At 60.0% G+C, this 25,945-nt stretch carries 25 protein-coding genes; all 25 read right to left on the bottom strand.

Features of this window, described 5'->3' with window-relative positions:
- Position 1: 1 nt before the first annotated feature.
- A complete protein-coding gene (fliL, locus tag QRN36_RS21175; protein WP_093459632.1) occupies positions 2–505 on the bottom strand; it encodes a flagellar basal body-associated protein FliL in 504 nt (167 codons plus the stop codon).
- Positions 506–714: 209 nt separating this feature from the next.
- Positions 715–2,136, bottom strand: coding sequence for a flagellar hook-length control protein FliK (locus tag QRN36_RS21170; protein ID WP_285425865.1), 1,422 nt, complete (start codon positions 2,134–2,136; stop codon positions 715–717).
- A gap of 78 nt (positions 2,137–2,214) precedes the next feature.
- Positions 2,215–2,613, bottom strand: coding sequence for an Hpt domain-containing protein (locus QRN36_RS21165; RefSeq protein ID WP_373568782.1), 399 nt, complete (start codon positions 2,611–2,613; stop codon positions 2,215–2,217).
- Positions 2,614–2,634: 21 nt separating this feature from the next.
- Positions 2,635–4,344, bottom strand: coding sequence for a fused response regulator/phosphatase (locus QRN36_RS21160; RefSeq protein WP_285425864.1), 1,710 nt, complete (start codon positions 4,342–4,344; stop codon positions 2,635–2,637).
- Positions 4,344–4,646 carry an STAS domain-containing protein gene (locus QRN36_RS21155; RefSeq protein ID WP_093459645.1) on the bottom strand — a complete coding sequence of 101 codons (303 nt, stop codon included), beginning with the start codon at positions 4,644–4,646 and terminating at the stop codon, positions 4,344–4,346. The genes QRN36_RS21160 and QRN36_RS21155 overlap by 1 nt, the downstream gene beginning before the upstream one ends.
- 140 nt (positions 4,647–4,786) lie before the next feature.
- Positions 4,787–5,236, bottom strand: coding sequence for a flagellar export protein FliJ (gene fliJ, locus QRN36_RS21150; RefSeq protein WP_093459648.1), 450 nt, complete (start codon positions 5,234–5,236; stop codon positions 4,787–4,789).
- A gap of 6 nt (positions 5,237–5,242) precedes the next feature.
- On the bottom strand, positions 5,243–6,601 hold the full coding sequence (fliI, locus tag QRN36_RS21145) for a flagellar protein export ATPase FliI (RefSeq protein WP_285425863.1): 1,359 nt from the start codon (positions 6,599–6,601) through the stop codon (positions 5,243–5,245).
- Positions 6,591–7,406 carry a flagellar assembly protein FliH gene (gene fliH, locus QRN36_RS21140; protein ID WP_285425862.1) on the bottom strand — a complete coding sequence of 272 codons (816 nt, stop codon included), beginning with the start codon at positions 7,404–7,406 and terminating at the stop codon, positions 6,591–6,593. Before fliH ends, fliI begins: the two co-directional genes overlap by 11 nt.
- Positions 7,407–7,421: 15 nt before the next feature.
- A complete protein-coding gene (gene fliG / locus QRN36_RS21135; RefSeq protein WP_093459657.1) occupies positions 7,422–8,441 on the bottom strand; it encodes a flagellar motor switch protein FliG in 1,020 nt (339 codons plus the stop codon).
- A complete protein-coding gene (gene fliF / locus QRN36_RS21130; protein ID WP_285425861.1) occupies positions 8,434–10,212 on the bottom strand; it encodes a flagellar basal-body MS-ring/collar protein FliF in 1,779 nt (592 codons plus the stop codon). The genes fliG and fliF overlap by 8 nt, the downstream gene beginning before the upstream one ends.
- Before the next feature lie 14 nt (positions 10,213–10,226).
- Positions 10,227–10,556, bottom strand: a complete 330-nt coding sequence (gene fliE, locus QRN36_RS21125; RefSeq protein ID WP_285425860.1) for a flagellar hook-basal body complex protein FliE — start codon at positions 10,554–10,556, stop codon at positions 10,227–10,229.
- A gap of 248 nt (positions 10,557–10,804) precedes the next feature.
- A complete protein-coding gene (locus QRN36_RS21120; protein WP_285425859.1) occupies positions 10,805–12,232 on the bottom strand; it encodes a sigma-54 dependent transcriptional regulator in 1,428 nt (475 codons plus the stop codon).
- A complete protein-coding gene (locus QRN36_RS21115; RefSeq protein ID WP_373568781.1) occupies positions 12,229–13,440 on the bottom strand; it encodes a PAS domain-containing sensor histidine kinase in 1,212 nt (403 codons plus the stop codon). The genes QRN36_RS21120 and QRN36_RS21115 overlap by 4 nt, the downstream gene beginning before the upstream one ends.
- Positions 13,441–13,579: 139 nt before the next feature.
- Positions 13,580–15,055 (bottom strand): transcriptional regulator FleQ, encoded by a 1,476-nt coding sequence (gene fleQ, locus QRN36_RS21110; RefSeq protein WP_285425856.1) that lies wholly within the window; start codon positions 15,053–15,055, stop codon positions 13,580–13,582.
- A 170-nt stretch (positions 15,056–15,225) separates the two neighbouring features.
- On the bottom strand, positions 15,226–15,522 hold the full coding sequence (gene fliT, locus QRN36_RS21105; protein WP_285425855.1) for a flagellar protein FliT: 297 nt from the start codon (positions 15,520–15,522) through the stop codon (positions 15,226–15,228).
- 10 nt (positions 15,523–15,532) lie between these two features.
- Complete coding sequence (gene fliS / locus QRN36_RS21100) at positions 15,533–15,928, bottom strand: flagellar export chaperone FliS (RefSeq protein WP_093459678.1); 396 nt, start codon at positions 15,926–15,928, stop codon at positions 15,533–15,535.
- A 122-nt stretch (positions 15,929–16,050) separates the two neighbouring features.
- On the bottom strand, positions 16,051–17,493 hold the full coding sequence (gene fliD / locus QRN36_RS21095) for a flagellar filament capping protein FliD (RefSeq protein ID WP_285425851.1): 1,443 nt from the start codon (positions 17,491–17,493) through the stop codon (positions 16,051–16,053).
- 76 nt (positions 17,494–17,569) lie between these two features.
- The gene (locus QRN36_RS21090; protein WP_285425850.1) at positions 17,570–17,950 is read right to left on the bottom strand and encodes a flagellar protein FlaG; all 381 of its coding nucleotides are present in this window, start codon (positions 17,948–17,950) and stop codon (positions 17,570–17,572) included.
- 73 nt (positions 17,951–18,023) lie between these two features.
- Positions 18,024–18,872, bottom strand: coding sequence for a flagellin domain-containing protein (locus QRN36_RS21085; RefSeq protein ID WP_285425849.1), 849 nt, complete (start codon positions 18,870–18,872; stop codon positions 18,024–18,026).
- A 293-nt stretch (positions 18,873–19,165) separates the two neighbouring features.
- The gene (locus tag QRN36_RS21080) at positions 19,166–20,320 is read right to left on the bottom strand and encodes a flagellin (protein ID WP_285425848.1); all 1,155 of its coding nucleotides are present in this window, start codon (positions 20,318–20,320) and stop codon (positions 19,166–19,168) included.
- A gap of 926 nt (positions 20,321–21,246) precedes the next feature.
- A complete protein-coding gene (locus QRN36_RS21075; protein WP_285425847.1) occupies positions 21,247–21,912 on the bottom strand; it encodes a hypothetical protein in 666 nt (221 codons plus the stop codon).
- Between the two features lie 9 nt (positions 21,913–21,921).
- Positions 21,922–22,215, bottom strand: coding sequence for a hypothetical protein (locus QRN36_RS21070; RefSeq protein WP_285425846.1), 294 nt, complete (start codon positions 22,213–22,215; stop codon positions 21,922–21,924).
- Entirely contained in the window at positions 22,212–23,507 is a 1,296-nt protein-coding gene (locus tag QRN36_RS21065) for a motility associated factor glycosyltransferase family protein (RefSeq protein WP_285425845.1), read from the bottom strand. The genes QRN36_RS21070 and QRN36_RS21065 overlap by 4 nt, the downstream gene beginning before the upstream one ends.
- Before the next feature lie 78 nt (positions 23,508–23,585).
- Positions 23,586–24,518 carry a ketoacyl-ACP synthase III gene (locus QRN36_RS21060; protein ID WP_177182061.1) on the bottom strand — a complete coding sequence of 311 codons (933 nt, stop codon included), beginning with the start codon at positions 24,516–24,518 and terminating at the stop codon, positions 23,586–23,588.
- Between the two features lie 333 nt (positions 24,519–24,851).
- Positions 24,852–25,904, bottom strand: a complete 1,053-nt coding sequence (gene pseI / locus QRN36_RS21055; protein WP_285425844.1) for a pseudaminic acid synthase — start codon at positions 25,902–25,904, stop codon at positions 24,852–24,854.
- Positions 25,905–25,945: the final 41 nt, after the last annotated feature.

The following is a 25,945-nucleotide window of genomic DNA, read 5'->3' as shown; positions in this document are numbered from 1 at the left end:
CCTACTGCAGTACGTAGTTAGTGAAGAGTACTTGTTCGATGACGCTCTTGTTCAGCTCTTTCTGGCCCACTTCCTGGACCACGGCAGCGGCTTTCTGGCGCAGCATCTCCATGCCCACCGGTGTGGCGATGGTATCGAACGGCTGACCGGAGAACATCATCACCAGGTTGTTGCGGATAACCGGCATGTGCACCTTCAGCGCTTCGAGATCAGCGTGATCGCGGGCCAGCAGCGTAATGCTGACCTGCATGTAGCGCTGACGACCATTGACGTTGTAGTTAACGACAAAGGGTGGCGTGAGAGGTTCGAAAATCGCTTCCTTCTTGACGTTGGCAGCCTCGGCGGCAACGGCAGGATCGGGCTTGCTCTCAGACTTGTGCATGATGAACCAGGTGGCACCGACCGACAGACCGATGGCCAGCAGCAAACCCACCACAACCAGAATGATGATCTTGAGCTTGCCTTTCTTTGCGGGGTCTTTAACTGCGTCGTCGCTCTTCGCCATGCCAATAATCCGTCACTATCCAAGGGGTTCAGTGTTGCGTGACAGAGCAGGAGCAAGGGTTGTGCCACAACTGCAGCTGCAAGCTATAAGCTTCAAGCGACAAGTAAAAGCAGAAGCGGCGAGGCTGAAGAAATTGACATTCCCCAGACACCCGCCGCTTTTGATTTTGCCTTTACTTGCCGCTTACAGCTTGCAGCTTAAAGCTGCTCTTAAGCGTAATAATCGACCGCGCTGGAACCCACCACCGTCAACGGCGCATTCGCGGCTGCAGTCGCCGCATCGACCGGCGCGCCGTCAGCGATCAGGTCGCTGCCGCCATTTGTCCTGCCGGTGCCATTGCCGCGCTGATTGTCACCGCCCGATTGCTGTTGCGCCTGCTGCTGCATGTTGCGCGACTGATCGGACACATTGACGTCAACCTGACCCATGCCCTGCTGAACGAACGAATCACGCAGGCGCGACATCTGGCTTTCCAGCGCTTCGCGCACGCCGACATGGGCGCTCATGAACGTCACCTGAGTCTGCTGATCCGCCGCCATATTGACACGGATGTCCAGCCGTCCCAGCTCAGCCGGTTCGAGCTGGATATCAGCCTGCTTGAGGTTCTGGCTGGACAGGTACATCACGCGGTTGACGACGCCTTCAGTCCAGCCGCCCTGGTTCATCGCCAGCGGCTGATTGAGCAAAGGCGTGGCCGGTGCTGCACCGGTCTTCGCCTGCGCGGCTTGCGACAAGGCAGCCAGACGCTCAGCGAAATTGTCCACCCACGTATCGGCGCTCGCGCCCTTCACGTCTTTCAGTCCGTCAGCCAGCAAACCACTGAACGCCTTGTCGCCACCGCCTTCAGTGGTGCTGTCGTCCACCGGTTTTTCGCCGAGGGCTGCCAGGTTATTGGCGAGCAGCTGCGAAGGATCGACATTGGGGTCTTGCTTGCCGGAGGTTTTGCCGGCATCCGCCGTCGCGCCTGTGGTTTTCGCCGCCTGCTGGGCTTTGTTTTCCAGCGCGACCTGAACGGCGGTAAGGCCTTCGAGCGGATCGGCCGAGGGGTCGAACTTCTCGTCGGTCGCGTCAGTGGATGCCTGCACCACCGGCGCCGCAATTACCGGCGCGGCGTTGGCCAGCAGCGCCGGATCGACCACCGGTTGCTGCTCGGGCTGCTGCGCGACAGGCAGCTCGGGCTGAACAGGCGGCGTGATGACCAGACTCGGATCGAGCGTCGGGTCTGGCACGGCGGCGGCCAGTGTGGAAGCAGCAGCGCCGTCGGCCGTGCTCGAGGTGTCATCCTCGTCGCTGTCGTCGCGGGTGTCTTTGTCGCTTCCGTTGTCGTTCTTGCCAGTGACTGCTTTGGCAGGCAAGCCTTTGCCGTTATCGGCAACGGTCTTGTCGGGGGCGGCAGACGAATTGCTGGCGGCGTGCTTGTTGTCCGCTGCCGAACTCTTGGCGCTGGACGGCTTGGACGGGCTGTCATCGACGCTGTTCGCCTTGGGCGCAGCCTGCTTGGCAAACACGTCAGAGAAGCTGGAAGTGTTGTCCTTGACGGGGTCCGGCGCCTTCGCCGTGGTGGTGGCACTGGCTTTCTGGGCTTTGGCAGCCGTCAGAGCAGTCAGTAATGGATTGTTGGCGAGGGCCATGTTGATCTCCGCAAGAGCACGATTGCACAGAGACAAAGCAAATGGCGGGCCAGTTTTTGAAAATCGGGAAAAGCCGGCTCAGTGGCCGGAAAGGCAAGCGTGTAACTCTTGATCGAAAAACGCCCGCACGATGCGAAATTCTGCCTCGATGGCTGCCACCATCCGCTGGACGTCGTCGTCGCTGACCGGAGCGGAACCGCGACCGGCGTCTTCCAGCTCACGGCACAGTTCACAGAGTCGCGTTGCGCCCATGTTGCCGCTGCTGCCCTTGAAGCTGTGCGCCATCATGCCCAGTTGTCGAAGCGCGTCCAGCGACATCGGCCTGAAACCTGGCGCGAGCACCAGACGGTTCAATTCCCTGACGCGGTCGTCGGAATCCTTGATGAACACTTCCAGCAGCCTGGGGTACTCGCCGTCCATCACCTCGCGCAGGGTGCTCAGCGCGGTCACATCCACATGTTCAGTCAACTTGTTCACTCCTTGATCAAGAATCGCGGATTATGCCAGACCCTCCCAGGCAAATTCCACGCTGGCCGTACGGCCTCCGTCGGTCCATTGACAGCGATCACTGAGCTGCTTGACCAGAGACAATCCGCGGCCTGACAGCTGGTTCACCGCAGGCGGCAGTGACAACACGTGGCAGGCATCGAAACCGGCGCCACTGTCCTGCACGCTGATGGTCAGGCGCCCGCCGCTGCCCGCCGGAGTCACCTGAAAATCGATGCGAATGAAACCATCCTGCAGTGCATCCAGCCGCTCTGCCCGCAGGGTGTAATAGAGGCCGAACCCTTCGGCGTCGCGCTTGAGCGCCGAGTTCAGCCCCAGCACGCCATGTTCCAGCGCATTGCTGTACAGCTCGGAAAGCACGATATACAGCTCGCTGCTTTGCAAGCGCAGGCCATGAACCTCTTGCAGCAGTTGCAGCAGATACGGCAACGGGTTGAAGCGCTTGAGCGTCGAGGCACGAAACTCGAAGCTGGCGCCCCAGTCCAGCGGGCTGGAGTCGCCGCTGTCGGTGTAGATGACCGACGGCGGGCCGAGCAGATCCGGCTCGGTGTAGGCGACTTCGACCATGCTGACGTCGTCGCGGGCCTGTCCGCGAAAACGCGCCAGCGCCCATTGCACCTCCTCGATGAGCAACGCCGGATTGCGGTTGGTCACCAGCACGTTCTGCAGACGCCGGGCGCCGAAAAGCTCGCCGCTCTCATCGGTGCTGTCGACCACGCCATCGGAGAGCAGAAACACCCGGTCGCCGGCACCAAAGGGATAAACCTGGGTGTTGTCGTCGAAACTGCCCGCGCTCAGCACGCCCAGCGGCACGTGAGTCGACACCAGAGGCGTGTGCGGCCGGCCGTCGCCGTGCAGCAGATAAGCGTCCGGCAGCCCGCCATTCCAGACCTCCACCAACTGCTGTTTGAAGTTCACGCAGATCAGCGCGGCGCAACAGAACATGTCCACCGGCAGAATGCGCTTGAGCTTGGCATTCATCTCACGCAGCGTTTCCGGCAGGCCGTAGCCTTTGGCGGTCATGCCGTAGAACACTTCGGCCAGCGGCATGGCGCCCACCGCGGCCGGCAGACCGTGTCCGGTGAAGTCGCCCAACAGCAGGTGCATGTTGCCCGACGGCGCCCAGGCGGCGAGCAACAGGTCACCGTTGAACAACGCATAAGGCGATTGCAGGTAACGGATATTTGGCGCGCTCAGGCAACCCGAGTGCGCGACCTGGTCGAACACGGCCTTTGCAACGCGTTGCTCGTTGAGCAGGTATTTGTGGTGGCGCGTGATCATGTCGCGCTGCTGCAGGACGGTCTCCTGCAGCAGGCGCAGGCGGTTCATCGCGTTGATCTTCGCCGCCAGCACGATCTGGTTGTATGGCTTGGCGACGAAGTCGTCGCCGCCGGCGTCGAGGCAACGGGCGAGGTCCTCGCCTTCGGTCAGCGAGGTCAGGAAGATGATCGGCACCAGCGACTCGCCGGCCAGCTCCTTGATCCGCCGCGCAGCTTCGAAGCCGTCCATCACCGGCATCATGGCGTCCATCAGCACCAACTGCGGACGCCTGCGTTCGAACAGGCCGACGGCTTCGGCGCCATCACTGGCCGCGAGCACGTCATGGCCCTGCCGACTGACGATCGCCGACAGCAGCATACGGTCACTGGCGTTGTCGTCGGCGATCAGAACCGTCAGGCGCTCAGCCGCAGACACCGCCATCAGCCGATGTTGAAAAGTTTGGAGAAGTTGGAAATCGCGAGGATTTTGACGACGTCGGGGTTGCAGTTAGCCAGCCGTACATCCGCCCGTTCGCCGCCAGCGTGGTCACGCAGCAGCAGGAGCATGCCCAGCGCCGAACTGTCGAGGTAATTGGTTTCCTTCAGGTCGACCACGTACCGCTTCGCCTTGGTCTCTTTCTCATAGGCTCCGCGAAAATCCTGATGCGTCGAAAAATCGAAGCGTCCCTTGATCTTGATGGTCAGCTGCTGCTCGTCGGGGGAACGATCGGAGGTTACTGACATAGGCAAATCCCTTGTATGAAACAGCGTCGGACGCTTGAAGTTTTAGCACTGCTTGAGAGGCGCGGCAAATGGTTGGTGATGTGCGCTGATGAAACCTTGAGCGGCATGAGCGGTGCGGGCGCGTTCGGTCGATCGGTCAATCAGAACGCATCGTGCCTGGGCAGGCGCTGGGACAGCTCGTCCAACAGTTTCTGCTCGCGCTTGTCTTCCAGCGCGCGGGCTTCGTCGATGTAGCGTTGCACCAGCTTGCGCAGTCCCTCGACCCGGGCGTAGGCCTTTTGCCACTCGCCGCGCGCCTTGTTCAGGTTGTTCTGATGCCAGTTCAGGCTCTGCCGCTGCTGCGCAACCGCCGTTTCCAGCTGATTGAGAAAGCGCTGGTAGTTCATCAGCCACTGGCCCGACACGCCGTGGGCGCCTTTGTCGATCCATTGTTGCTGATAATCCGAGCGGAATTTTTCCAGTTCGCCCAGTTTGGTTTCGGCAATTCGCACCTGACCCTGGAAATGCCCCAGACGCTGCACGGCGGTCTTTTCGGCCTTTTCGGCCATTTCCACCACCGGCGCCAGACGGGATGCGCGGCTCTGCGCCATGGGCTATCAGCTCCCGCCCTGGGGATTGAAGATCTTCGCCAGCTGCTCTTCGCTGCTCTGCATGCTTTCGTTGTCGTGCAGGCCCTGGCGCAGGTACTTCACCAGCTGCGGCTGCAAGTTGATGGCAAGGTCGGTCTCGCGATCACCGCCTGCCACATAGGCACCGACGCTGATCAGGTCACGGCTTTGCTGATAGCGCGACCAAAGCTGCTTGAAATATTGCGCCTGAACCATGTGCTGCGGATCGACCACCGATGGCATGACCCGGCTGATCGAGGCTTCGATGTCGATGGCCGGGTAATGCCCCTCCTCCGCCAGTCGCCGTGAGAGCACGATGTGACCGTCGAGCACGCCCCGCGCCGAGTCGGCGATCGGGTCCTGCTGATCGTCGCCTTCGGACAGAACGGTATAAAACGCGGTGATCGAGCCACCGCCTTTCTCGGCATTACCGGCGCGCTCGACCAGTTTGGGCAGCTTGGCGAACACCGAAGGCGGATAACCCTTGGTCGCGGGCGGCTCGCCGATGGCCAGCGCGATCTCCCGCTGCGCCTGGGCGAAACGGGTCAGCGAATCCATCAGCAGCAGGACATTCTTGCCTTTGTCGCGGAAGTATTCGGCTATTCGCGTGCAATACATGGCCGCGCGCAAACGCATCAGCGGCGCATCGTCGGCAGGCGACGCCACCACCACCGAGCGCTTGAGGCCTTCTTCGCCCAGGATGTGCTCGATGAACTCCTTCACCTCGCGGCCCCGTTCGCCGATCAGACCAACGACGATGATGTCGGCCTCGGTAAAGCGGGTCATCATGCCCAGCAGCACACTCTTACCCACGCCGGTACCGGCGAACAGACCCAGACGCTGACCGCGTCCGACCGTCAGCAATCCGTTGATGCAACGAATGCCCACGTCCAGCGGCACGCTGATCGGATCGCGTTTGAGCGGGTTGATGGTCGGGCCGTCCAGCGGCACCCAGTCTTCGGCCTTCATGCCGCCCTTGCCGTCCAGCGGCCGACCCGCGCCGTCGAGGACGCGACCGAGCATGGTCATGCCCATGGGCAGACGGCCGGTGTCCGGCAACGGAACGACTCGCGCGCCAGGGGCGATGCCGGCGACGCTGCCCACCGGCATCAGGAACACTTTGCCGCCGGCAAAGCCCATGACTTCGGCTTCGACTTCCACGGGATGATGGCTGTCATCGTTGATCACCACGCAGCGGCTGCCCATGGCGGCGCGCAGACCTTCGGCTTCAAGCGTCAGGCCCACCATGCGCAACAGCCTGCCTTCGACCACCGGCTGCACAGGCAGACTGATCGCGTCAGCGTACGTGCTCATACGCTTGCCGAAACTGGTGCGCTCAAGACGCATCGCTGGCTTCCGCCCTGTTCAGGCTCTGTTCTTCCGCGCTTTTGATCGCCGCTTCGAGGTCGACACTGACGTCAGGCATTGCCGGGTGCAGCGCCTGCTCGTGCAGTTGGTCGAACATCTTCGCAATCGCCACGCTCAAGCGCGTCTCGATGGACGCATCGATGCGGCTGTGCTCCGTCTCGACCCGGCAACCACCGGGCTGCAGGGTGTCATCTTCGAGGATGCGCCAGTTCTCTTCATGACGCTCGCGCAGGGCTTTGACCTGGGCGAAATCCTGGGAGTTGACGAGAATGCGTACGTTATTGGCGCCCATCGGCAGCAGCCGCAGGGCATCCTGCAGCACCTTGCCGATCTGGCTGGATTCGGTTTTCAGCTCACGCTGGATCACTTCGCGGGCCAGATGCTCGACCAGTTGAACCAGCGACTTCTCGATCTGTGCGTCCTGATCGGCGATGGGCTCGAACAGGTGACTCATCAGGGTTTCCAGACTCTCGAGCTTGGCCGCCAAAGCCGCGTCCGCTTCCTGACGCACCTTGAGCTGGGCGCTGTGAAAGCCGTCTTTCTCGCCAATGGCAAAGCCTTCGTTGTAAGCGTCCTGACGGATGCTTTCCAGCTCTTCCAGGGTCAGTGGCTGGACTTCCTCCAGCGGCACTTCTTCGCTCTCGGCCAGCTCCGGCTCTTCGACCGGCTCAGGCTCGGGTGCTTCCACATGAGGATCGAAGCTGGGCAGCGCCCAGACGTCGAGACTGCTGGCATCCTTGGCGCGGATGAGCTCGCTGGGTGCTGCTTTATCGGAGCTGAACATCGACTGCACCTGTTGTTAAATCATTTCCTCGCCACCTTTGCCGCCGAGAACGATTTCCCCGGCCTCCGCCATACGACGGGCAATGGTGAGGATTTCCTTCTGGGCCGCTTCCACGTCGCTGACGCGAACCGGACCCTTGGCTTCCAGGTCGTCGCGCAGCAGTTCGGCGGCACGCTTGGACATGTTCTTGAAAATCTTTTCCTTGATCGCGTCGTCCGAGCCTTTCAATGCCAGTACCAGCACATCGGAGGAGACTTCGCGCAGCAAGGCCTGAATGCCACGGTCGTCGACGTCGGACAGGTTGTTGAAGACGAACATGAGGTCTTCGATCTGAGTCGACAGGTCTTCGTCCACTTCGCGGATGGAGTCCATGAGCTGGCCTTCGATCGAGCTGTCGAGGAAGTTCATGATATCCGCGGCACGCTTGATACCACCCAATGTGGTACGCGACGTGTTGGCGTTGCCCGAGAACTGCTTCTCGAGGATCTGGTTCAATTCTTTCAGTGCCGCTGGCTGAACGGTGTTCAACGACGAGACGCGCAGGATGATGTCCAGACGCACCTTGTGGTCGAAATGGCTCAGCACTTCACCGGCCTGGTCGGCGTCCAGATACGCGACGACGATGGCCTGGATCTGCGGGTGCTCGTAGCGGATGACGTCCGCGACGGCGCGCGGTTCCATCCACTTCAGGCTGTCCAGACCACTGGTGTTGCCGCCCAGCAGAATGCGGTCGATCAGGCCGTTGGCCTTGTCCTCGCCCAGTGCCTGAGTCAGCATTTTGCGAATGTAGCCGTCCGAGCCGATGCCCACGCCGGTCTGATCGCCGACCACGTCGACGAACTCGCTCATCACCTGTTCCACCTGCTCGCGGTGCACATTGCGCATCTGCGCCATGGCCACACCGACGCGCTGAACCTCTTTAGGGCCCATGTGGCGCAGAACCTGGGCGGCGTCAGTCTCACCCAGGGTGAGCAGCAGGATCGCAGCCTTATCGACGCGGCTCAGTTTGACCGCAGCAGCACGACTATCACTCATCTGTGTTGATCCACTCTTTTACGACCTGAGCCACCCGAGCCGGGTCTTCAGCCACCAGGCTCTTGATTGCGTTGAGCTGCGCGTCATAACCCTCGGTCGGGCTAGGCAGCAGAATGCTTTGCGGACCGCCCAGACTCACGCGGTCGTTTGCCAGTTCGCCATCCAGACCCACCATGCCGCCCAGTTCGACGTCACCGTCGGCCATCTTGCTCTTCGGATTGGTGATGTTGTTCAGCACCGGACGCAGCACACCGAACACCAGCACCAGGATGAAGATCACACCCATGGCCTGCTTAAGAATGTCCCAGAACCAGGGTTGCGAGTAGAACGGAATATCCGGAATCACTTCGCCACGATCGGTCGAGAACGGCACGTTGATCACGCTGACGCTGTCACCGCGGCTGGCATCGAAGCCCACGGCGTCCTGCACCAGACGCGTAAAGCGCGCCAACTGGTCGGCGGTCCACGGCACCATCGTGGTTTCACCGTTGGCCGGGTTGACCTTGACCTGATCGTCGACCACCACCGCTACCGACAGGCGATTGATCTTGCCCTGCTGTTGCTTGGTGTGGCTGATGGAACGGTCCAGCTCGAAGTTCTTGGTCGACTGATTACGCTTGTCCGACGGATAAGGCGCAAGCATCGGCTGACCGGTGGCCGGGTCCATGATCTGCTGACCGTTGGCGTCCAGCAGCGGCTGACCTGGGGCGATCGGACCGGTTGCGCCAGCGGCACCGGCGGCAGCGTTCTGTGGCGCAGTGGCCGGACCAGGCGGCTGGTTGCTCAGAGCACCCGGAACGCCTTGCGGACCGCTGCTGCTGGAGCGTTGTTCGTTGACGGTCTGCTCGCTGCGCAGTGCCGGCTGATCAGGGTTGAAGCTTTCGGCAGTGGATTCGACCGCGCTGAAATCGACGTCAGCCGAGACCTCAGCCTTGTAGCGGTCATTGCCCAGTACCGGTTGCAGGATGTTCTGTACACGCTGGGTCAGCATGGTTTCCATGCGACGGGTGTAATCGAATTGCTTGCCGGCCATGGTCAGTTCGGAATTTTCCGCCTGATCGGACAGCAGGTTGCCTTTCTGGTCGACAACCGTGACCTGAGACTTGGTCAGCTCAGGAACACTGGTCGCCACCAGATTGACGATGGCGGCAACCTGACCTGGCTCGAGCGAGCGACCGGCATACATTTCCACCAGCACCGAGGCGGTGGGTTTGCGGTCGTCACGCACGAACACCGAGCTTTTCGGAATCGCCAGGTGCACGCGAGCGGCCTTGATGTTGTTCAGGCTGGAAATGGTGCGCGCCAGTTCGCCTTCCAGACCACGGCGATAACGCGTGGCCTCCATGAACTGGCTGGTGCCCAGACCCTGATCCTTGTCCAGAATCTCGAAGCCGACGTTGCCGTCGGTCTGCGCGATTCCGGCGCCGGCCAGCTTGATGCGGGCACGGGACAAGTCGTCGGACTTGACCAGCAGCGCGCCGGAGTTGGGCTCGACGGTGTAGGGAATGTCGGCCTGCGCCAGCGTATCCATCACCTGCTTGGTGTCCATGCCCGACAGGCTGCCATACAGCGGCTTGTAGTCCGGCTGTTGCGACCAGAGCACGACGGCAAAACCAATCGCCACGCTGGCGGCCAGACCGACCATGAGGCCGACCTGACGCAGCATGGTCATCTCGGAAAGATTTTGCAGGAACGCCAAACCGAACATCGGCGGTTTGCTTCCTGTCGCACCTGCCTTGGCAGGTACGTTATCGGCGACGGCTTCAGCCATGACTTAAATCGTCCTCAAACCGGCATTTGCATGATGTCTTGGTACGCCTGAACCAGCTTGTTGCGTACCTGGGTCAGCGCCTGAAACGAAACGCTGGCTTTCTGCGAGGAGATCATCACGTCGGTGAGATCCACGCCGCTCTTGCCCATCTCGAAAGCAGTCGCCAACTGGTTGGACGCCTGCTGGGTGTCGTTGACCTTGTTCACGGCCATGCCGAGCATGTCGGAAAAGCTGCTTGCACCCACTTGTTCCGGAGCCGTGAGGGCTTTGGGTCTGGCCATGGCGTCCATCTGCATGGAGCGCATGTCCAACATCAAGCGATTAAATTCAACACCTTGGTTCATGGACGTCTCTCTCAAAAGGGCCGCAAATTTTTGACACGGATTCAGCGGTTACCCATGTAGTAGCAACAACGGTGCCAGACCAATAGCGGCACATTGCCACCTTTCAATGAAACTATTTGGGTGTTATCAGACCGAGCATTTGAAACGGCAGGCGCGCACTCGCCCACGATTGCGCTGTGCCAGCCAGCAAGAGGTGGCTGACACGCAGCAATCGGAGGGAAGCGCGCTCCTACAGGGGGTTATTTCATTTAGCTGGCGAACAGATAGCCTTCGACATCCATCCCTGCATCGCGCATCTGCGCCAGCTTGTAGCGCAGGGTGCGCGGGCTGATGCCCAGGCGTTCGGCGGCTTCCTTGCGGCGGCCGCGCTCGGCGCGCAGGGTGTCGATGATCATCTGAAACTCGCGGCGACGCAGATCCTCACCCAGTGCACCCGCCTGCTCAGCGCCGCCCGCCTCTGGCGACGAATCCATGACGCTGGACGTTGTCGGCACGGCGGGCAAAACCTGAAGGACGGGGGCAGCGGTCGGGATCGACGCAAAGGTGATCGGCCCGGCCAGACAGAAGTCCTGCGCCTGGATCACCCCACCCTGCTGCAGGATGAGCGCGCGCTGCACGGCGTTGTCCAGTTCGCGAACATTGCCCGGCCAGCTGTATCCGACCAGACACTTTTGCGCATCGGCCGACAAACGAACCGGCGCATGTTTCATTTTATTGACGTGTTTGGCGAGTAATCGCTCAGCCAGCGGCAGAATATCGGCGGGTCGCTGACGCAACGCCTGCCACGCCAGCGGGAACACCGACAACCGGTAGAACAAGTCTTCACGGAAGCGCCCCGCCGCCACCTCGCCCGCCAGATCACGGTTGGTGGTCGCCAGCACGCGGATGTCCAGCTCGATCGGCTTGCGCGCACCGACGCGCTCCACTTCCCGCTCCTGCAGCACGCGCAGCAACTTGGCTTGCAGCCCCATCGGCATCTCGGAAATTTCGTCGAGCAGAATCGTGCCGCCGTCAGCCTGCTCGAACTTGCCCGCCTGCGCGGCAATGGCGCCGGTGAACGAGCCTTTTTCATGGCCGAACAATGTCGCTTCGAGCATATTGTCCGGGATCGCCGCGCAGTTGATGGCAATGAATGGTTTGCCGGCACGCGGCGATTGCTGATGAATGAATCGCGCCAGAACTTCCTTGCCCGTCCCCGACTCGCCGGAGATCAGCACGGTGGAATCGCTCTTCGCCACGCGGCTGGCCAGATTGAGCAACTGCACGCTGGCAGGTTCAACGGCAATCGGACCTTCACCGTCGGCCGGCCCGAGTCGACCCAGTGCGTGACGCGCCACCAGCGCCAGCAGCGCCTTGGGCTCGAACGGCTTGACCAGATAATCGGCGGCGCCCTGACGCATGGCTTCCACCGCACGATCGACCGCGCCGTGGGCCGTCATCAACAGCACCGGCAATTGCGGGTAGCGGCTGCGCAATTGCGCCAGCAACTGATGACCGTCCATGCCAGGCATGTTGACGTCGCTGACCACCAGACTGAATGACGCCTCGCCTGCGGCCAGCAGCGCTTCTTCGGCCGAGCCGACAGCGTGGTAATCGTGACCGGCCAGCTCGAGCGTTTCGCCCAGGGCTTCGCGCAGGGAATGATCGTCCTCGACCAGCAATACCTTGATCGTCATGAATAATTACCCGTCGCGCCGGTGCCCGGAACCAGCGGCAAGGAAACGATGGCACAGGTACCGCGCCCCGGACGCGAACGGAATTGCACCTGTCCCTGGTGAGCGCGAGCAACCGCCGTGACCACTGCCAGTCCCAGACCGGTCCCCGTGGTTTTGGTGGTGAAGAAAGGCTCGCCGATACGTGCCAGCGCCGCAGGCTCGATGCCGCTGCCGCTGTCACTGATGCACACCCGCAGCATGTTGCCGCGGTTGTACGCATGAATCTTGACGCGCGCCTGACCGGCACTCGCCTGCACCGCATTTTCGATAAGGTTGAGCAGCGCGCCGACCAGCGTGTCGCGATTGCAGAGCAGTTCGCCGTGGGGACTGTTGCACTGCCAGCGCACGGCGACATCGCGCACATGCGTCTGTGCCGCCGATTCCAGCGCAGACACCAGCGCCGACGGACTGACACGGTCGGTCAGCGGCAGCTCGCCGCGGGCGAACACCAGCATGTCGCGCACTTGATGCTCAAGCTCATGCAGCCGCTCTTTGAGCCGGCCGGCGAAACGTTGTTGGGTCTCGACATTCAGCGCCTGCTCGGTCAGGTGGCTGGCGTAGATCATGGCCGCCGACAACGGCGTGCGGATCTGATGGGCAAGCGAGGCGACCATGCGCCCCAGCGACGACAACCGTTCATGACGCGCCAGCTGGCTTTGCAAATGACGGGTTTCAGTCAGGTCGTTGAGCAGCACCAGTTGCCCGGGCTCGGCGTCCAGCGAACGCGTTGCGATCGACAGCCGACGACCGTCCTTGAGGGAAATTTCGTGACCGTCGTCTTCGCGCGGAGCGAAGCAGCGAGCGATGACATGACGCCAGAGCATGCCCACCAAAGGCTCTCCGAGCAGGTCGCATGCTGCCGGATTGGCTTCACGGACCCTGCCGGTGCCGTCGATGACGATGACCCCGCCCGGCAGCAGATCCAGCAGGTTCTGCAGACGGTTGGCCAGACGCTCCTTCTCCGCCAGCTCTTGCATGCGCTGAGCACTGACCACCGCCAGCTCACCCTTGAGCTCGGTGACGCGCGCTTCCAGCAAGCTGTACGAGTCAGTCAGTTGCGTCGACATCTGATTGAACAAAGCGAAAGCATGTTCGAGCCCTTGTCGACTTTCCACTTCCAGGGACGGCTGCACTTGCGAACCCGCCGGTAATACAGGTTCGGAAGACATCTGAGCGGCCTGAGGCATAGTTGATCTCTCGTGTGGCGAACCGTCAGTAAACGGTGTGATGCAAGAGACTTAGCAATCCTCATGCCGAAAAAAAACCGCTGAAAAATCAGCGGTTTGTTTTTGGCGCGTCAAACGAGTGTCAGTCGTCGCCCTGATCATCGCCTTCACGGCGACTCATTCCGTACTTGCGCATCTTCTCCACCAGCGTGGTACGGCGGATGCGCAGACGCTCGGCGGCGCGTGCCACAATGCCGTTGGCATCGTCCAGCGCCTGCTGAATCAGGCCCTGTTCCAGGCCACCGAGGTAATCTTTCAGGTCAAGACCTTCCGGCGGCAACATGGCGCTGTTGGCGAAGTTGGGCGTGTGACCGTTGATGGCCACGCGCTCTTCGAGATCACTGCGCAGACTGTCGACCAACTGCTCGTCTTCGTCGTCGACGTAGCGGAATTTCTTCGGCAGCTCGGCCACGCCGATCACGCCATACGGATGCATGATCGCCATGCGCTCGACCAGGTTCGCCAGCTCCCGCACGTTGCCCGGCCAGCCGTGACGGCACAGCGACATGATTGCGGCGGAATTGAAGCGAATCGAACCGCGCTTTTCGTGCTCCATGCGCGAGATCAGTTCATTCATCAGCAGCGGAATGTCTTCCACCCGCTCGCGCAGCGGCGCCATTTCGATTGGGAATACGTTCAGACGGTAGTAAAGGTCTTCGCGGAAACCACCGGTCTCGATCATGTCTTCGAGGTTTTTGTGGGTGGCTGCAATGATGCGCACATCGACGCTCTGCGTCTTGTTGCTGCCCACGCGCTCGAAGGTGCGTTCCTGCAAGACGCGCAGCAGTTTGACCTGCATCGGCAGCGGCATGTCACCGATTTCATCGAGGAACAGCGTACCGCCGTTGGCGAGTTCGAAACGTCCCGCTCGGCTGGTGATGGCACCGGTGAATGCGCCCTTCTCGTGACCGAACAGTTCGCTCTCGAGCAACTCGGCGGGAATGGCGCCGCAGTTGACCGGCACGAAAGGCGCGTCGCGACGCTTGGAGTGATAGTGCAGGTTACGCGCGACCACTTCCTTGCCGGTGCCCGATTCGCCGAGGATCAACACACTGGCGTCGGTGTCGGCCACTTGCTGCATCATCTGGCGGACATGCTGGATGGCGCGGCTGGTGCCGACCAGACTGCGGAAAAGATTGGGTTCGCGCTGACGGCCGCGCTCGCGGGCCTGGTCGTACATCTCGCGATAGACCTGGGCGCGGTGCAGGGAATCCAGCAGCTTGCTGTAGCTGGGCGGCATCTCGACGGTGGACAACACCCGTCGGCGCAGGTCTTCGGCGAGCTCGGCAGAAGAATTTTCGCCCATCAGCAGAACCGGAAGGAACTCATCCCATGCGGCAATGGTCTTAAGCAGCCCTTGGAGACTGCCTGGCGTATTGACGGTGCCGACCAGCACACAGAGGACTTCCCGAGTGGATGCCAGAGAGCCCACCACTTGCTGCCAGTCAGTGCTGGAGCAGGAGAGGTTCTCATCGCCGAGAAAATTCAGAATCACCGCCATGTCACGGCGGCGCTGGCTATCGTCATCGATCAGCAGAATTTTGATTTCACGCCACATGCAATAGCAACTTCCCTAGTCAACTCGATGCCCATTCAGGGGCAAGCTTGGCTTATGTATGGTCCGCAGAGACGCCACAGAAACCAGAAATTAGTGAACATCACTAGTTAAGTCAAAAAACCGTACACAGTCAATTTTATGGCGCACAAATTTTTTAGATCAACCAAGCGTCAACCAAACAGATGGTAAACCTTTGCAGCGCTTTTCGCTCGCTGGATCTGTGACATTTCATCGACAATTGCCTGACGTTCGCCCACGGCGATATCAATCATCTGCCGATACACCCCTAGCAGCTCCTCCAGATTGCTGCGCAACTGCGGCTCATCGTCGCTCCCCTGACTGATCACCTCATCGACACAGGCACGGCAGGCCATATCGAGTTGGCCGATCGCCTCCCAATCGCGCTGAGCGAGAGCATCGACCAAGGCCTCACGGGTTTCTTCGATTCGCTTGAGTGCAGCACTCATGGTGATCTCCTTACAGCGCGGGTTGCTGTTCGCCGATCGCATCCCAACCTTCTTTGACGGTCGTCAGCAATTCGCTGACCTCGTCGAGGATGCGTGGATCGGACTTGATATTGGCCTGGGCCAGACGCTTCATCATGTACACGTACAGATTGTCGACGTGAGCCAGTTCTTCTGCCTGCTTTTCCATGTCCAGCCCTTCGCGCAGGCCACCGATGATCTCGATCGCCTTGCCGATGAGGACGCCCTTGGCCGGCACATCCTTGCGACCGATGGCGCCTTTGGCCTGGGCAATGCGATCCAGGCCGGCTTCCATCAGCATTTGTACCAGCCGATGCGGGGTCGCCACGGCGGTCTGGGCTTGTGAGTTGACCTTCTGATACTGCCGAAGGGCTGCCATACGGTTCATGTTCTTACCTCGCACAACTCGAAGTTTTCTATATTCAGGGTATCGACACGGCCCGAAAAAACTTTAAGGCCAGATGCCAAAAACCCGGCACTAGGGCCGGGTCTCTGCGCGATCGTCAACGATCAGCTCTTGGACGCATTGAGCGAGTCGAAGAACGAGGTGATGCTGGTCGCCGAGGCCTTGAGTTGCCCCACCAGCAAGTCCATTGCGTTGTACTTGGCGGTCAAGGTCGCGGTCAGCGTCGTGACGCGCAGGTCCAGGGCAGTCTGCTGCTTCTGAAGATCATTCTGCTGCTGGTTCAGGCTGGTGGTGCGCGTCGCGAGGATGCCGCCGGTCTGCGTGTAAGGCGTGATCGCCGCATTCATTCGCGCGACCAATCCGTTGCTGCCGTCGCCCGTGCCGCTGAACAGCTGCTGCACGTCACCCGCCAGGCCTTTGGCCATGGCCGCGTCGAATTTGGTGCTGTCCAGAGAAAGCGTGCCATCGGCCTGAGCGGTGGTGATACCCAACTGGGACAAGACCGAAAGGTCTCCGCTGGCGCCGGTGGTGACCAGTTCATTGCGCAGCGCCGACAGGATCGAACGCGGCATCGAGTCACCGGTCAGGGCCGCCGGCGTGACGGTTGCACCGGTGTCCGGATCCGGCGTGTCGCTGATCGTGGCCTTGGTCACCGTACTGATGGCCTTGACCACCGAGTTGTAGGAATCGATGAACGCCTGCAGCGACGTCTTCAGACCGTCGGTGTTGGTCGCGACGGTGACCGTGACCGGAGCCCCCACACTGCCCGGCAGCAATGTCATCGAAACACCGCCGAGGTTTTTGTCGATGGTGTTGCTCTTGCTGGTGAAATTGAAGCCGTCGATGGTGACGTCCGCATTCACAGGCTTACTGCCGATGTAACCGGCAGAACTGGCGGAAGTCGTGTCCACCGCGACCCCACGATCAATCTGAAAACCGGTGATGTCACTGGTCGTGGTGATGTCAGAGTCGAGACCGGTCGTCGTGGAACCAAACACCAGACGCGAGCCATTGGCGTCAGTGATGATGTTGGCGCTGATGTTGGTGGTCTTGGTGTCGGCGTTGATCTGCTTGGCGATCGAAGCCAGGGTTGCACCATCGGCGATGGTGTAGGTCTTGCCAATGCCATTTTGACTGACGGTAAGGGAACCACCAGTCGGAATAGCACTGGTCGTGGCGCTGCCGGCGAATGCGGCGGTGGCGACACTGGAACTGGTTGCCAGCTTGTTCACGGTCACCGTGTGGGTGCCTGGAACAGCGCTGTTGTCGGAGGTCACGCTGACTTTGGTGGCATCCGAAGAAGTCGCGGCATAGCCTGCGAATTGAAGCTTGCTGGTAGTGCCTGAAGGCGGCTTGAGCAGTGTCTGAAACGCCGACAACGCCGATTGCAGCGTGCCGATGCCCGAGAGCTTGGTGGTGACCAGTTTGGTCTGGGTGGTGATCTGCGTCTGCTTCGCCAATTTGTCGGAGTTGACCAGGGCACTGACGATATCGCCAATAGCCAGGCCGGACCCGAGGCCGGTTGAAGGGGTAATTGGACTAGCCATGTAAGTCTCCTTTCAGTTTGAGTCGGTCTTTTGACTGTTCACAGCTCAAAATAACCGCGTTCACGTTTCATGCCATTTAAACTTTTGCGTCAAACAACAGGCTGTGTGCGTTCTGCAGACTGTCGGCAATCTTCAGGGCCTCGGCGGACGGCAATTGGCGTACGACCTCACCCGTTTCACTGGCAATCACCTTCACGACGACTTTTCCCGACGCCTCATCGATAGAGAATTCAAGATTACGTCGCACCGACTGAACGAATTTTTCGATTTCCTGCACGGCGGTTTTCAACGCCTGCGAGTTATCTCCGGATCCTGAGTCTTTACTCGACGCCGTGTCCGCCTTGCTGGCCGAAGCCGGGGCATTCACGACTTGAGGGACGGCAGCCGGCTTTTCCGCGACTACAGGCACCGGTTGCACAGCAGCGTAAGACAAGTTCAGCTTTGCGCTAATATCCATGTCCACTCACCTCTCAAAGTAAAAAAGCGGGAGAGTACGCAAGCACACTCCCCCGCCAAAACTCATTCCGATATTACTGAAGCAGTTTCAGTACAGCGGAAGGCAGTTGGTTAGCCTGGGCCAGAACAGCGGTGGAAGCTTGTTGCAGAGTTTGCTGTTTGGTCAGGTTAGCGGTCTCGGCTGCGAAGTCGGTGTCCTGAATACGGCCCAGTGCAGCGGTGGCGTTTTCGTTGACGTTCTGCAGGTTGGAGATGGTGCTGGTCAGACGGTTTTGCGAAGCACCCAGGTCAGCACGAGTGGAGTTGATGGTAGCCAGCGCTTTGTCGATCGCGGTGATAGCGTTGTCGATGTTGGTCGAAGCAGTGGCGCTGGTGCCGGAGATCGAAACCGAACCGCTGGCAACCGACAGGGTCGCTGCGTCGAAGTTCTTGCTCAGGGTCAGGCTGATCTGGTTAGCCGAACCTACGTCCGAACCTACCTGCAGAGTCATGGTGCCAGCCGAACCGTCCAGCAGGTTCTTGCCGTTCAGGTTGGTGGATTTGGCGATACGGGTCAGTTCGTCCGACATCTGAGCGAATTCAGCGTTCAGAGCGGTACGGTCAGCAGAACCGTTGGTGTCGTTTCGCGACTGAACAGCCAGTTCACGCATACGTTGCAGAATGTTGGTGGACTCTTGCAGAGCGCCCTCAGCGGTCTGAGCCATCGAGATACCGTCGTTGGCGTTCTTGATTGCTACAGTCTGACCACGGATTTGCGAAGTTTCGCGGGTAGCGATCTGCAGGCCAGCGGCGTCGTCTTTGGCGCTGTTGATTTTCAGGCCGGAAGACAGACGGGTCATCGAGGTTGCCAGAGCATCGGAGGAGCGGCCCAGGTTCTTCTGAACAGCCAGGGAGGCAACGTTAGTGTTTACGCTTAAAGACATGATGAATTCCTCGTTGGTTGGGTGCTGCGGCTTTCCGGCCCTGGCAACCGCCGGGTGTGGCCTAGAGAACCTTCGTAATGTTTATCGTCGTGGTTGCAAGGAGCTTGAGGCCTTTTTGAAAATTTTTTGCCACCAGAGCGCCACCCCTGCTTTTGACGGGGGTTACACAGCGTTTCGGCCCGACCTGCCCAAGCTTTAATCCAGACGCTAAGCCCTTTATTTCCAACGATTTTTGGCAGGACGCGCCTGTGGGCGCGCCCCTTTCATGCATGACTCCGATTAGCGCTAAGGCCTCACTGCAGCAGCTTGAGCACCGCCGCCGGCAGCTGATTGGCCTGTGCCAGGATGGCGGTCGAGGCTTGTTGGAGGGTTTGTTGTTTGGTCATTTCCGCCGTCTCGGCAGCGAAATCGACATCCAGTATGCGGCCGCGGGAGACCGATACGTTCTGCACGACGTTGCTGATGTTCGCGATGGTGGCGGCCAGACGATTTTGCTTGGCGCCCAGTTCGGCGGTCGCATCGTCGATCTGGGTGATGGCGTGGGTGACAATGTTGATCACGAAATCGATATTGTCGGCCTTGGCCTTGTCGTTAAGCGCGTGCTGTGCCTTGAGGTCCAGATCTACGGCAGCTTTTGCCACTGCCAACGCCTGGCTTTTATCAGCCACCTCCTGATTCGCCTTATCAATGTCAACTTGCAATGAACCGGCCGGCAGTGCTGCCAGTGCGCTCTCGGCCGCTGTCAGATCAGTCTCTTTGGCCGTTACATCGGCAGTGAGCGCAGCATCGGCCGTAAATGATGTGGACGTGTTTCGATGTCCGGTGCCATCAATGGACAACGGAACATATTCACCGGCTTTCACACCCTTGGAACCTGTCGTCTTTCCAGGTACCGCCTGCTCCGCCGCGATGGCGGTCGTGGGTCTCATCAGCGCTTGAGCTGACATGTCCCGGTCGAGGCTGATATTGATTTCCTCACTCGGTCCGGTGTTGGCACCGACATGAAAAGTGAGCGATCCGGCGGAACCATCCAATAGTCTGAGCCCACTGCCAAACTTGGTGTCCTTGGAAATACGCGTCAGTTCTTCAGTCATCTCCTGGAATTCTTTGTTCATCGCACTGCGCGATTTATCATCGTAATTCCCGTTTTTCGCCTGTATCCCCAAATCGCGCATCCGGAAGAGGATATCGGTCATCTGCTTCATCGCGCCCTCGGCAGTCTGGGCGATGGAAATACCGTCGTTGGCGTTCTGCGCCGCCACCGTCAAACCTCGAACCTGCATGGTCAGCCGGTTGGCGACTTGCAAACCCGCGGCATCATCCTTGGCGGTGTTGATTCTGAGCCCGGAAGACAGGCGCGACATGGAAAGGCTAACGGCATCAGAAGAGCGGTTCAGGTTTCGCTGAACAGACAGCGATGCGTTGTTGGTATGTACGGTTAAAGCCATGTTGAATTCCCTCGTTGATAGAAACGGCAGGCTTTCAGCAAAACGGGGAAGTCCATTTCTCCCGGAAAACCTACAACTTCTTTATCGACGATGAAGCACGACCCTTTATAAAAAAATAAAAAAACTTCTTAACTTCCAGATAGCCAGCACTACATATGTAGGGGTCAAAATATCGCACAGCCAAAAGCGTCCAAGGAACAACTGACATCATTTAGCGCAATGAAAATTAACTTTTGCCCATCCCAACAACAAGACACATCAAAAATTTCATCACAACAAAGTAATCGACAGAGAAATATCCTACGATGCGATAGGAAACGTCCATCTTCCCAGGCAGGAGCGAATACGCTTACGTCCAATTGTGGTCGCAATTAACGGCCTTTACCTAAAATGAATAAGGATCATGCAAATGATGATAAAAATTTTGCCGCCCCTAGCCGCAGTAGTTGCGTGTTTGTTCTACGCCACTGCCAACGCAACAAACGTTGAAGTCAACATCCATAACCTGTCTAACGAGGTAATCAGAACATCATCTTCAGACTTTCCTCGCACTCTCGCGCCGGGCCAAAGTCAATCTGTGATGCTAAACTTCCCCGATACTGGCAGCTATATTAACGTCATCTACACATCAGACTCGGGAAAGACTTGCAAATTTGCAGGGCGACACACCAGCCATGGGCAAATAGCGAAAAGAGAGACAAGCGCGGTAGGCTCCGCCAGCTACAATAACTGCGGAGCGATCGTCAACGCCCGGAAGTGGCAAAGACCCTTCGACTATCGTCTCGGTTTCTGGATGACTGACTGACCGTAAAAACCGCACTCGCTTGGCAGAGTTACAAGCGAGTGCCGGGGTTCATAGAGGCCTACGGTCAGCGTATAAGCTGGCCGTAGTGAAAACGGTTTTTAGATATGCCTCATTTAGGGAATTACCCTAGCCGAAAAAAGTCCTCGATGATCCGCCGCTTCGCCGGCTTCTCGACCAGCTCTCGCCCTTCGGCAAATACGATGCATCCCGGGGACACGTCACGGTTGATGACGCTGACGCCTTGGGCGATGACGGCTTCCTTGCCGATGTGGCAGCCGCCAATCACCACTGAGTTGGGGTACAGCAACACGCCTTCTTCCAGAACCGGGGCGATGCCGTGGTTCTTCCCGACGGTGCAGTTCTGATGGACCATCAGGTAGTTGCCGTAAGTCGCTTTGGCAAACACGACCCCCGTGGTATGGCCGATCAGGAAAATCTCCGGCATGTTGATCTCGTAGAAGAGATCCAGCCCATTGAGCATCTTGTTAAGCAAGAACAGCTTGGTCGGCACTTCAGTGTCGCGTGCGTCGCGCCAGATCGTGTTCGACAGGAAATAAAGGTACTGACTGTACTGGGTTGAATGCAGGTAACTGAACTGATCGGGCCTCCACGCTCTGATGGCGTTGATGCACACCTGCAGGCGCTCCAGCGCTTCGTCCAGGTACTGATCAATCACCGCGCGCACCTGCAGATCACGCCCGTCCGGCAGCAGATTGCTGATTTGCCGCGAGGTGTAATCCAGCAGCCCTTCGCGACCCAGCACGGGAATGTCGAGTTGTTTACGCATGCAATGTCCTCATTGGGAGGGCGCGCCAGGCGCGTGCGCCGAAGGGTCCGGACCGACGAGCGTTACCCACTCATATTCCAGCCAGTCCGCGACGCCGATCCAGTCTTGCCGCTCCTGACAGGCAAGTATCGCGCTCAACACCTGCGCCCACGCCTGCTGCGCCGGTAAAGGGCGCTGGACGATCAGGGGCATGGCGGCCTCGATGAGCTCGACCGTCTTGAGCGCCGCCTCGATGTCGCGGCCCAGGCGGAACAGCAAAGCACACTGCTGGGCATCGCTGACGATGCGGGCTTCGGAAATCATGGCGCGGTCCAGTCCGGGTCGAATTCAGTGCCGACGATCAGTGCGCCGTCACGGCTGGTGTTGAAAAAACGAACCTCAGGGTGCTGAACGATATAGCGCTCGAGCTCGATCAGGTAGCTGCGAAAGTTGAGCTGGGTCCTGACCTTCTCGCCGCGCCCGTCGTGCACCCAGTGCCGGGATATCCCGACCTGCGGGCCGAGGTCGCCATCGTCCCAGCCGGTGTGGGTTTTGTCGCCGGGGAAAGCAAAGTCCGCCCCGAACAAAGTGATCCGAGCAGCGCCCATCTTCACCGCCAGATCGATGGCCGGATGGATCACGCTCCCGGCCACGAACAGCTGCGCGCGCGGCACCTGCTGCCGAATCTCCGCGTACAGCGGGCTGCTCGAATATCCGACGTAACGCGGCCCTTGCCAGCCGGCGAGCAGTTCGGCGTCAATTCTCGGCAGGTAAACCAGCGTCATGAGGGCCGATTCATCGGGCGGCAGGTGTCGCGAAGTGATGTTGTGATCGATGCTGACCACCACGTCCGGGACGATGCCTTGCCTGCGCAGCGGGACCAGCGCGGTGTCCACGCAGATCAGCAGCGGCCGCTCCGGCAACTGACTCAGCGCTCGCAGGCGCGGCAAGTGCCGCTGCAGGCTGGGGCCCGTCGCAATGACGAACGCGTCCCGACCGGGTTGCGTGCCGAACAGGCCCGCGACGTCCGGGTCGGACTCCAGCAGTTTCCTGCCCCGCTCCAGCAGTCGCCGGTTTTCCGGATGACGGGGATCGAAAGGCTGATTGTTGAAGCCGACATGCACCTCGCTCACCAGGCGGTCGCGGATGCGCGCATTGGCATCGTCGCTGAGTACCAGCTCGGCAGGCAGTGCGAAGAAAGGCAGCCGGATTTCAGGATGGTCAGCCGCGTAATGCAGGCTGATGCGCGGGTCGTCGAGCCAGTCGTCCTGCTCCAGCGACTGCAGCACCAGCATGAACAAGGCGCCGTTGAGGATGTGGACGTGCACCTGATCGGCGGCTGTGGAGGCCAGCAACACACGCTGCAAATCCCCAAGACCGGTGCCGTAGACATGCAACTGCGGGCTGTCTGCCGGCAGGCTTGCCGCCTGTTGCTGCGCTTCCTTGATGCGGTCGTGTCGGCTGGTGAGCTGGATGCCGCCAACGCTGAGGGTCGGACTGGGCCCCTCGAGCAGTTCGACGGAGAGCGTCAGGCTCTCTTCGGCGAGCAGACGCTGCATGACATGCGGCCAACGCTGCATCAGGACAGCACAGTTGCGCTGGAAAATGTCGCTCATCAAAGACGTCCATTCAATGATCGGGCATGACACGAAACGGCGACCTGCCGGTCAGGTCGCCGCTCGGGATGACTCAGTTCACGGACGATAAAGGATCGCCGATCCCCATGACAACCCGACGCCGAAACCACTGACCGCGATGCGCTTCCAGCTGGAGTTGAGCACGTGCTTTTCGAGCAGCAGCGGAATGCTCGACGACACGGTATTGCCGGTCTCCAGCATGTCCTTGACGAATTTCTCGGGCGCCTTGCCGTCCTCGAAGCGACGCGCGACGGCGTCGACGATGGCGGCGCTGCCCTGGTGGATGCAGAAGGCATCGATGTCGCTCGATTGCAGCCCTGAATCACTGAGCAGCTCGTTCAGATGCGCCGGCACCTTGACCAGCGCGAAGTTGAACACCTGGCGACCGTTCATGAAGAACGCGCCATCGGTGGTCTTGAGGAATTCCGCACCCGAGCCGTCGGTGCCAAACATGGATTTGCCCAGCTGCCACGGCGCGTCTTCGCCCAGCCAGGTCGCCGTGGCGGCGTCGCCAAAGAGCATGGTGGTGTTGCGGTCTTCAGGGTCGACGATCTTCGAATAGGGGTCGGCAGTGATCAGCAGGCCGTTTTTCAGACCGGCGGCTTCCATGAAGCCCTTGATCGCATAGATACCGTAGACGTAACCGGAGCAGCCCAGCGAGATATCGAACGCGGCCACGCGGGTGGTCAGACCCAGCTTGTGCTGAACGATGGCGGCGGTGTGCGGCAGCCCTTCCTCGTCGCCGTTCTGAGTGACGACGATCAGCACGTCGATGGCGTCGCGGGACAGGCCGGGGTTGTTGGCGAACAGCTGGTTCGCGGCTTCGACGCACAGATCCGAAGTTTCCTGAGCGTCATCCTTGCGTGGCAGAAAAGCAGAACCGATCTTGCCCAGGATGAACTCTTCATCCTTCCCGAATTTGGCACCCTGCGCGTAATTGTCAACGCCGGCTGCAGGCACGTAACTCGCTATGCTTTTAATGCCAATCATCATGGCTTCCCAATAAAAAACTGCTGAACATCACCCGGCGCCCAGAGGCGGGGCATTGAAAAATCTGGGGCTTGAGGCCTGAAAAAAAGGCAACGGGAAAGCGCCGGCGCGCCCAGAAAGTCTCTGGAATCAGCCTGATGCCTTCACTGCCTGCAAGCACGATACAGTGAAGATGCCCGTTATGACTCATAGGTCACCAAAAGTTTTACAAGCTTTTAGCTGACCGATGAGTGCTGTGCAAGGGCGGATTGGACTTCAGACAGGCAATTGACATGAAGATGTCACGCGATTGTGGCGCAAGCGCATTGCGCTACGGCGCAGGCCCCTTGCGCGTCAGCCGATCGCATCCCAGCTCAATGCCGTGCCACGTATCAACGCGTGCCGGGCCTTGCGACCGAGTACGGCATCGATGTGTTTGGGCGCAAGCCCCAGCCCCGGCCGGATGGCGCGCACATTGTCCTTGCTGAAGGCTTCGCCTTCGGCGATGTCGCGCACTACGTAGAGCGAACGACGGTATTGCAGCGACTTCTGTTCTGCCTGGGTGGCGCCGTACTGCACGTGACCCAGGCCTTGCCAGGCACGTTCGGTTTCAGTGACCAGACTGGCCATTTCCGCAGGTTCCAGCGAGAAACTGGCGTCCACGCCGCCTTCGGCCCGGTCGAGGGTGAAGTGCTTTTCGATGACCGTCGCGCCCATCGCCACCGCGGCCACGGAGACGCCGACGCCCATGGTGTGATCGGACAGCCCGACCTGGCAGCCGAACAGCCCGGCCAGATGCGGGATCGTGCGGATATGGCTGTTGATCGGCGTGGCCGGATACGTGCTGGTGCACTTGAGCAGGACCAGATCCTTGCAGCCCGCTTGCCGCGCGGCGCGCACGCTCTCATCGAGCTCGGCGACGCTGGCCATGCCGGTGGAAATGATCATCGGCTTGCCGGTCGCCGCCACTTTGCGGATCAGCGGGATGTCGGTGTTTTCGAAGCTGGCGATCTTGTAGGCCGGCACATTGAGGCTTTCCAGGAAGTCCACGGCGGTCTCGTCGAACGGCGTGGAAAACGCCAGCAGGCCCAGCTCGCGGGCACGGGCGAAAATCGGTGCGTGCCATTCCCATGGCGTGTGCGCCTGCTCATATAACGCGTACAGCGACGTGCCCGCCCACAGGCTGTTCGGGTCCTTGATGAAGAACTCGCCTTCGGCGATGTCCAGCGTCATCGTGTCGGCGGTGTAGGTCTGCAGCTTCAGCGCGTGGGCGCCCGCCTTGGCCGCCGCTTCGACGATGCGCAGCGCCTGCTCCAGCGACTGGTTATGGTTGCCGCTCATCTCGGCAATGATGAAAGGCGGGGCATCGGGACCGACCGTCCGCGATCCGATCTTGAATTGACTCATCGTCGCTCACTCGTGCAATGACGCTCGACCGGCAGCACGCC

The organism is Pseudomonas sp. efr-133-TYG-103a (assembly GCF_030209235.1).
GTDB lineage: Bacteria > Pseudomonadota > Gammaproteobacteria > Pseudomonadales > Pseudomonadaceae > Aquipseudomonas.
The sequence above is the reverse complement of the archived record's forward strand: the minus strand, read 5'-3'. Positions and strand labels throughout refer to the sequence as shown.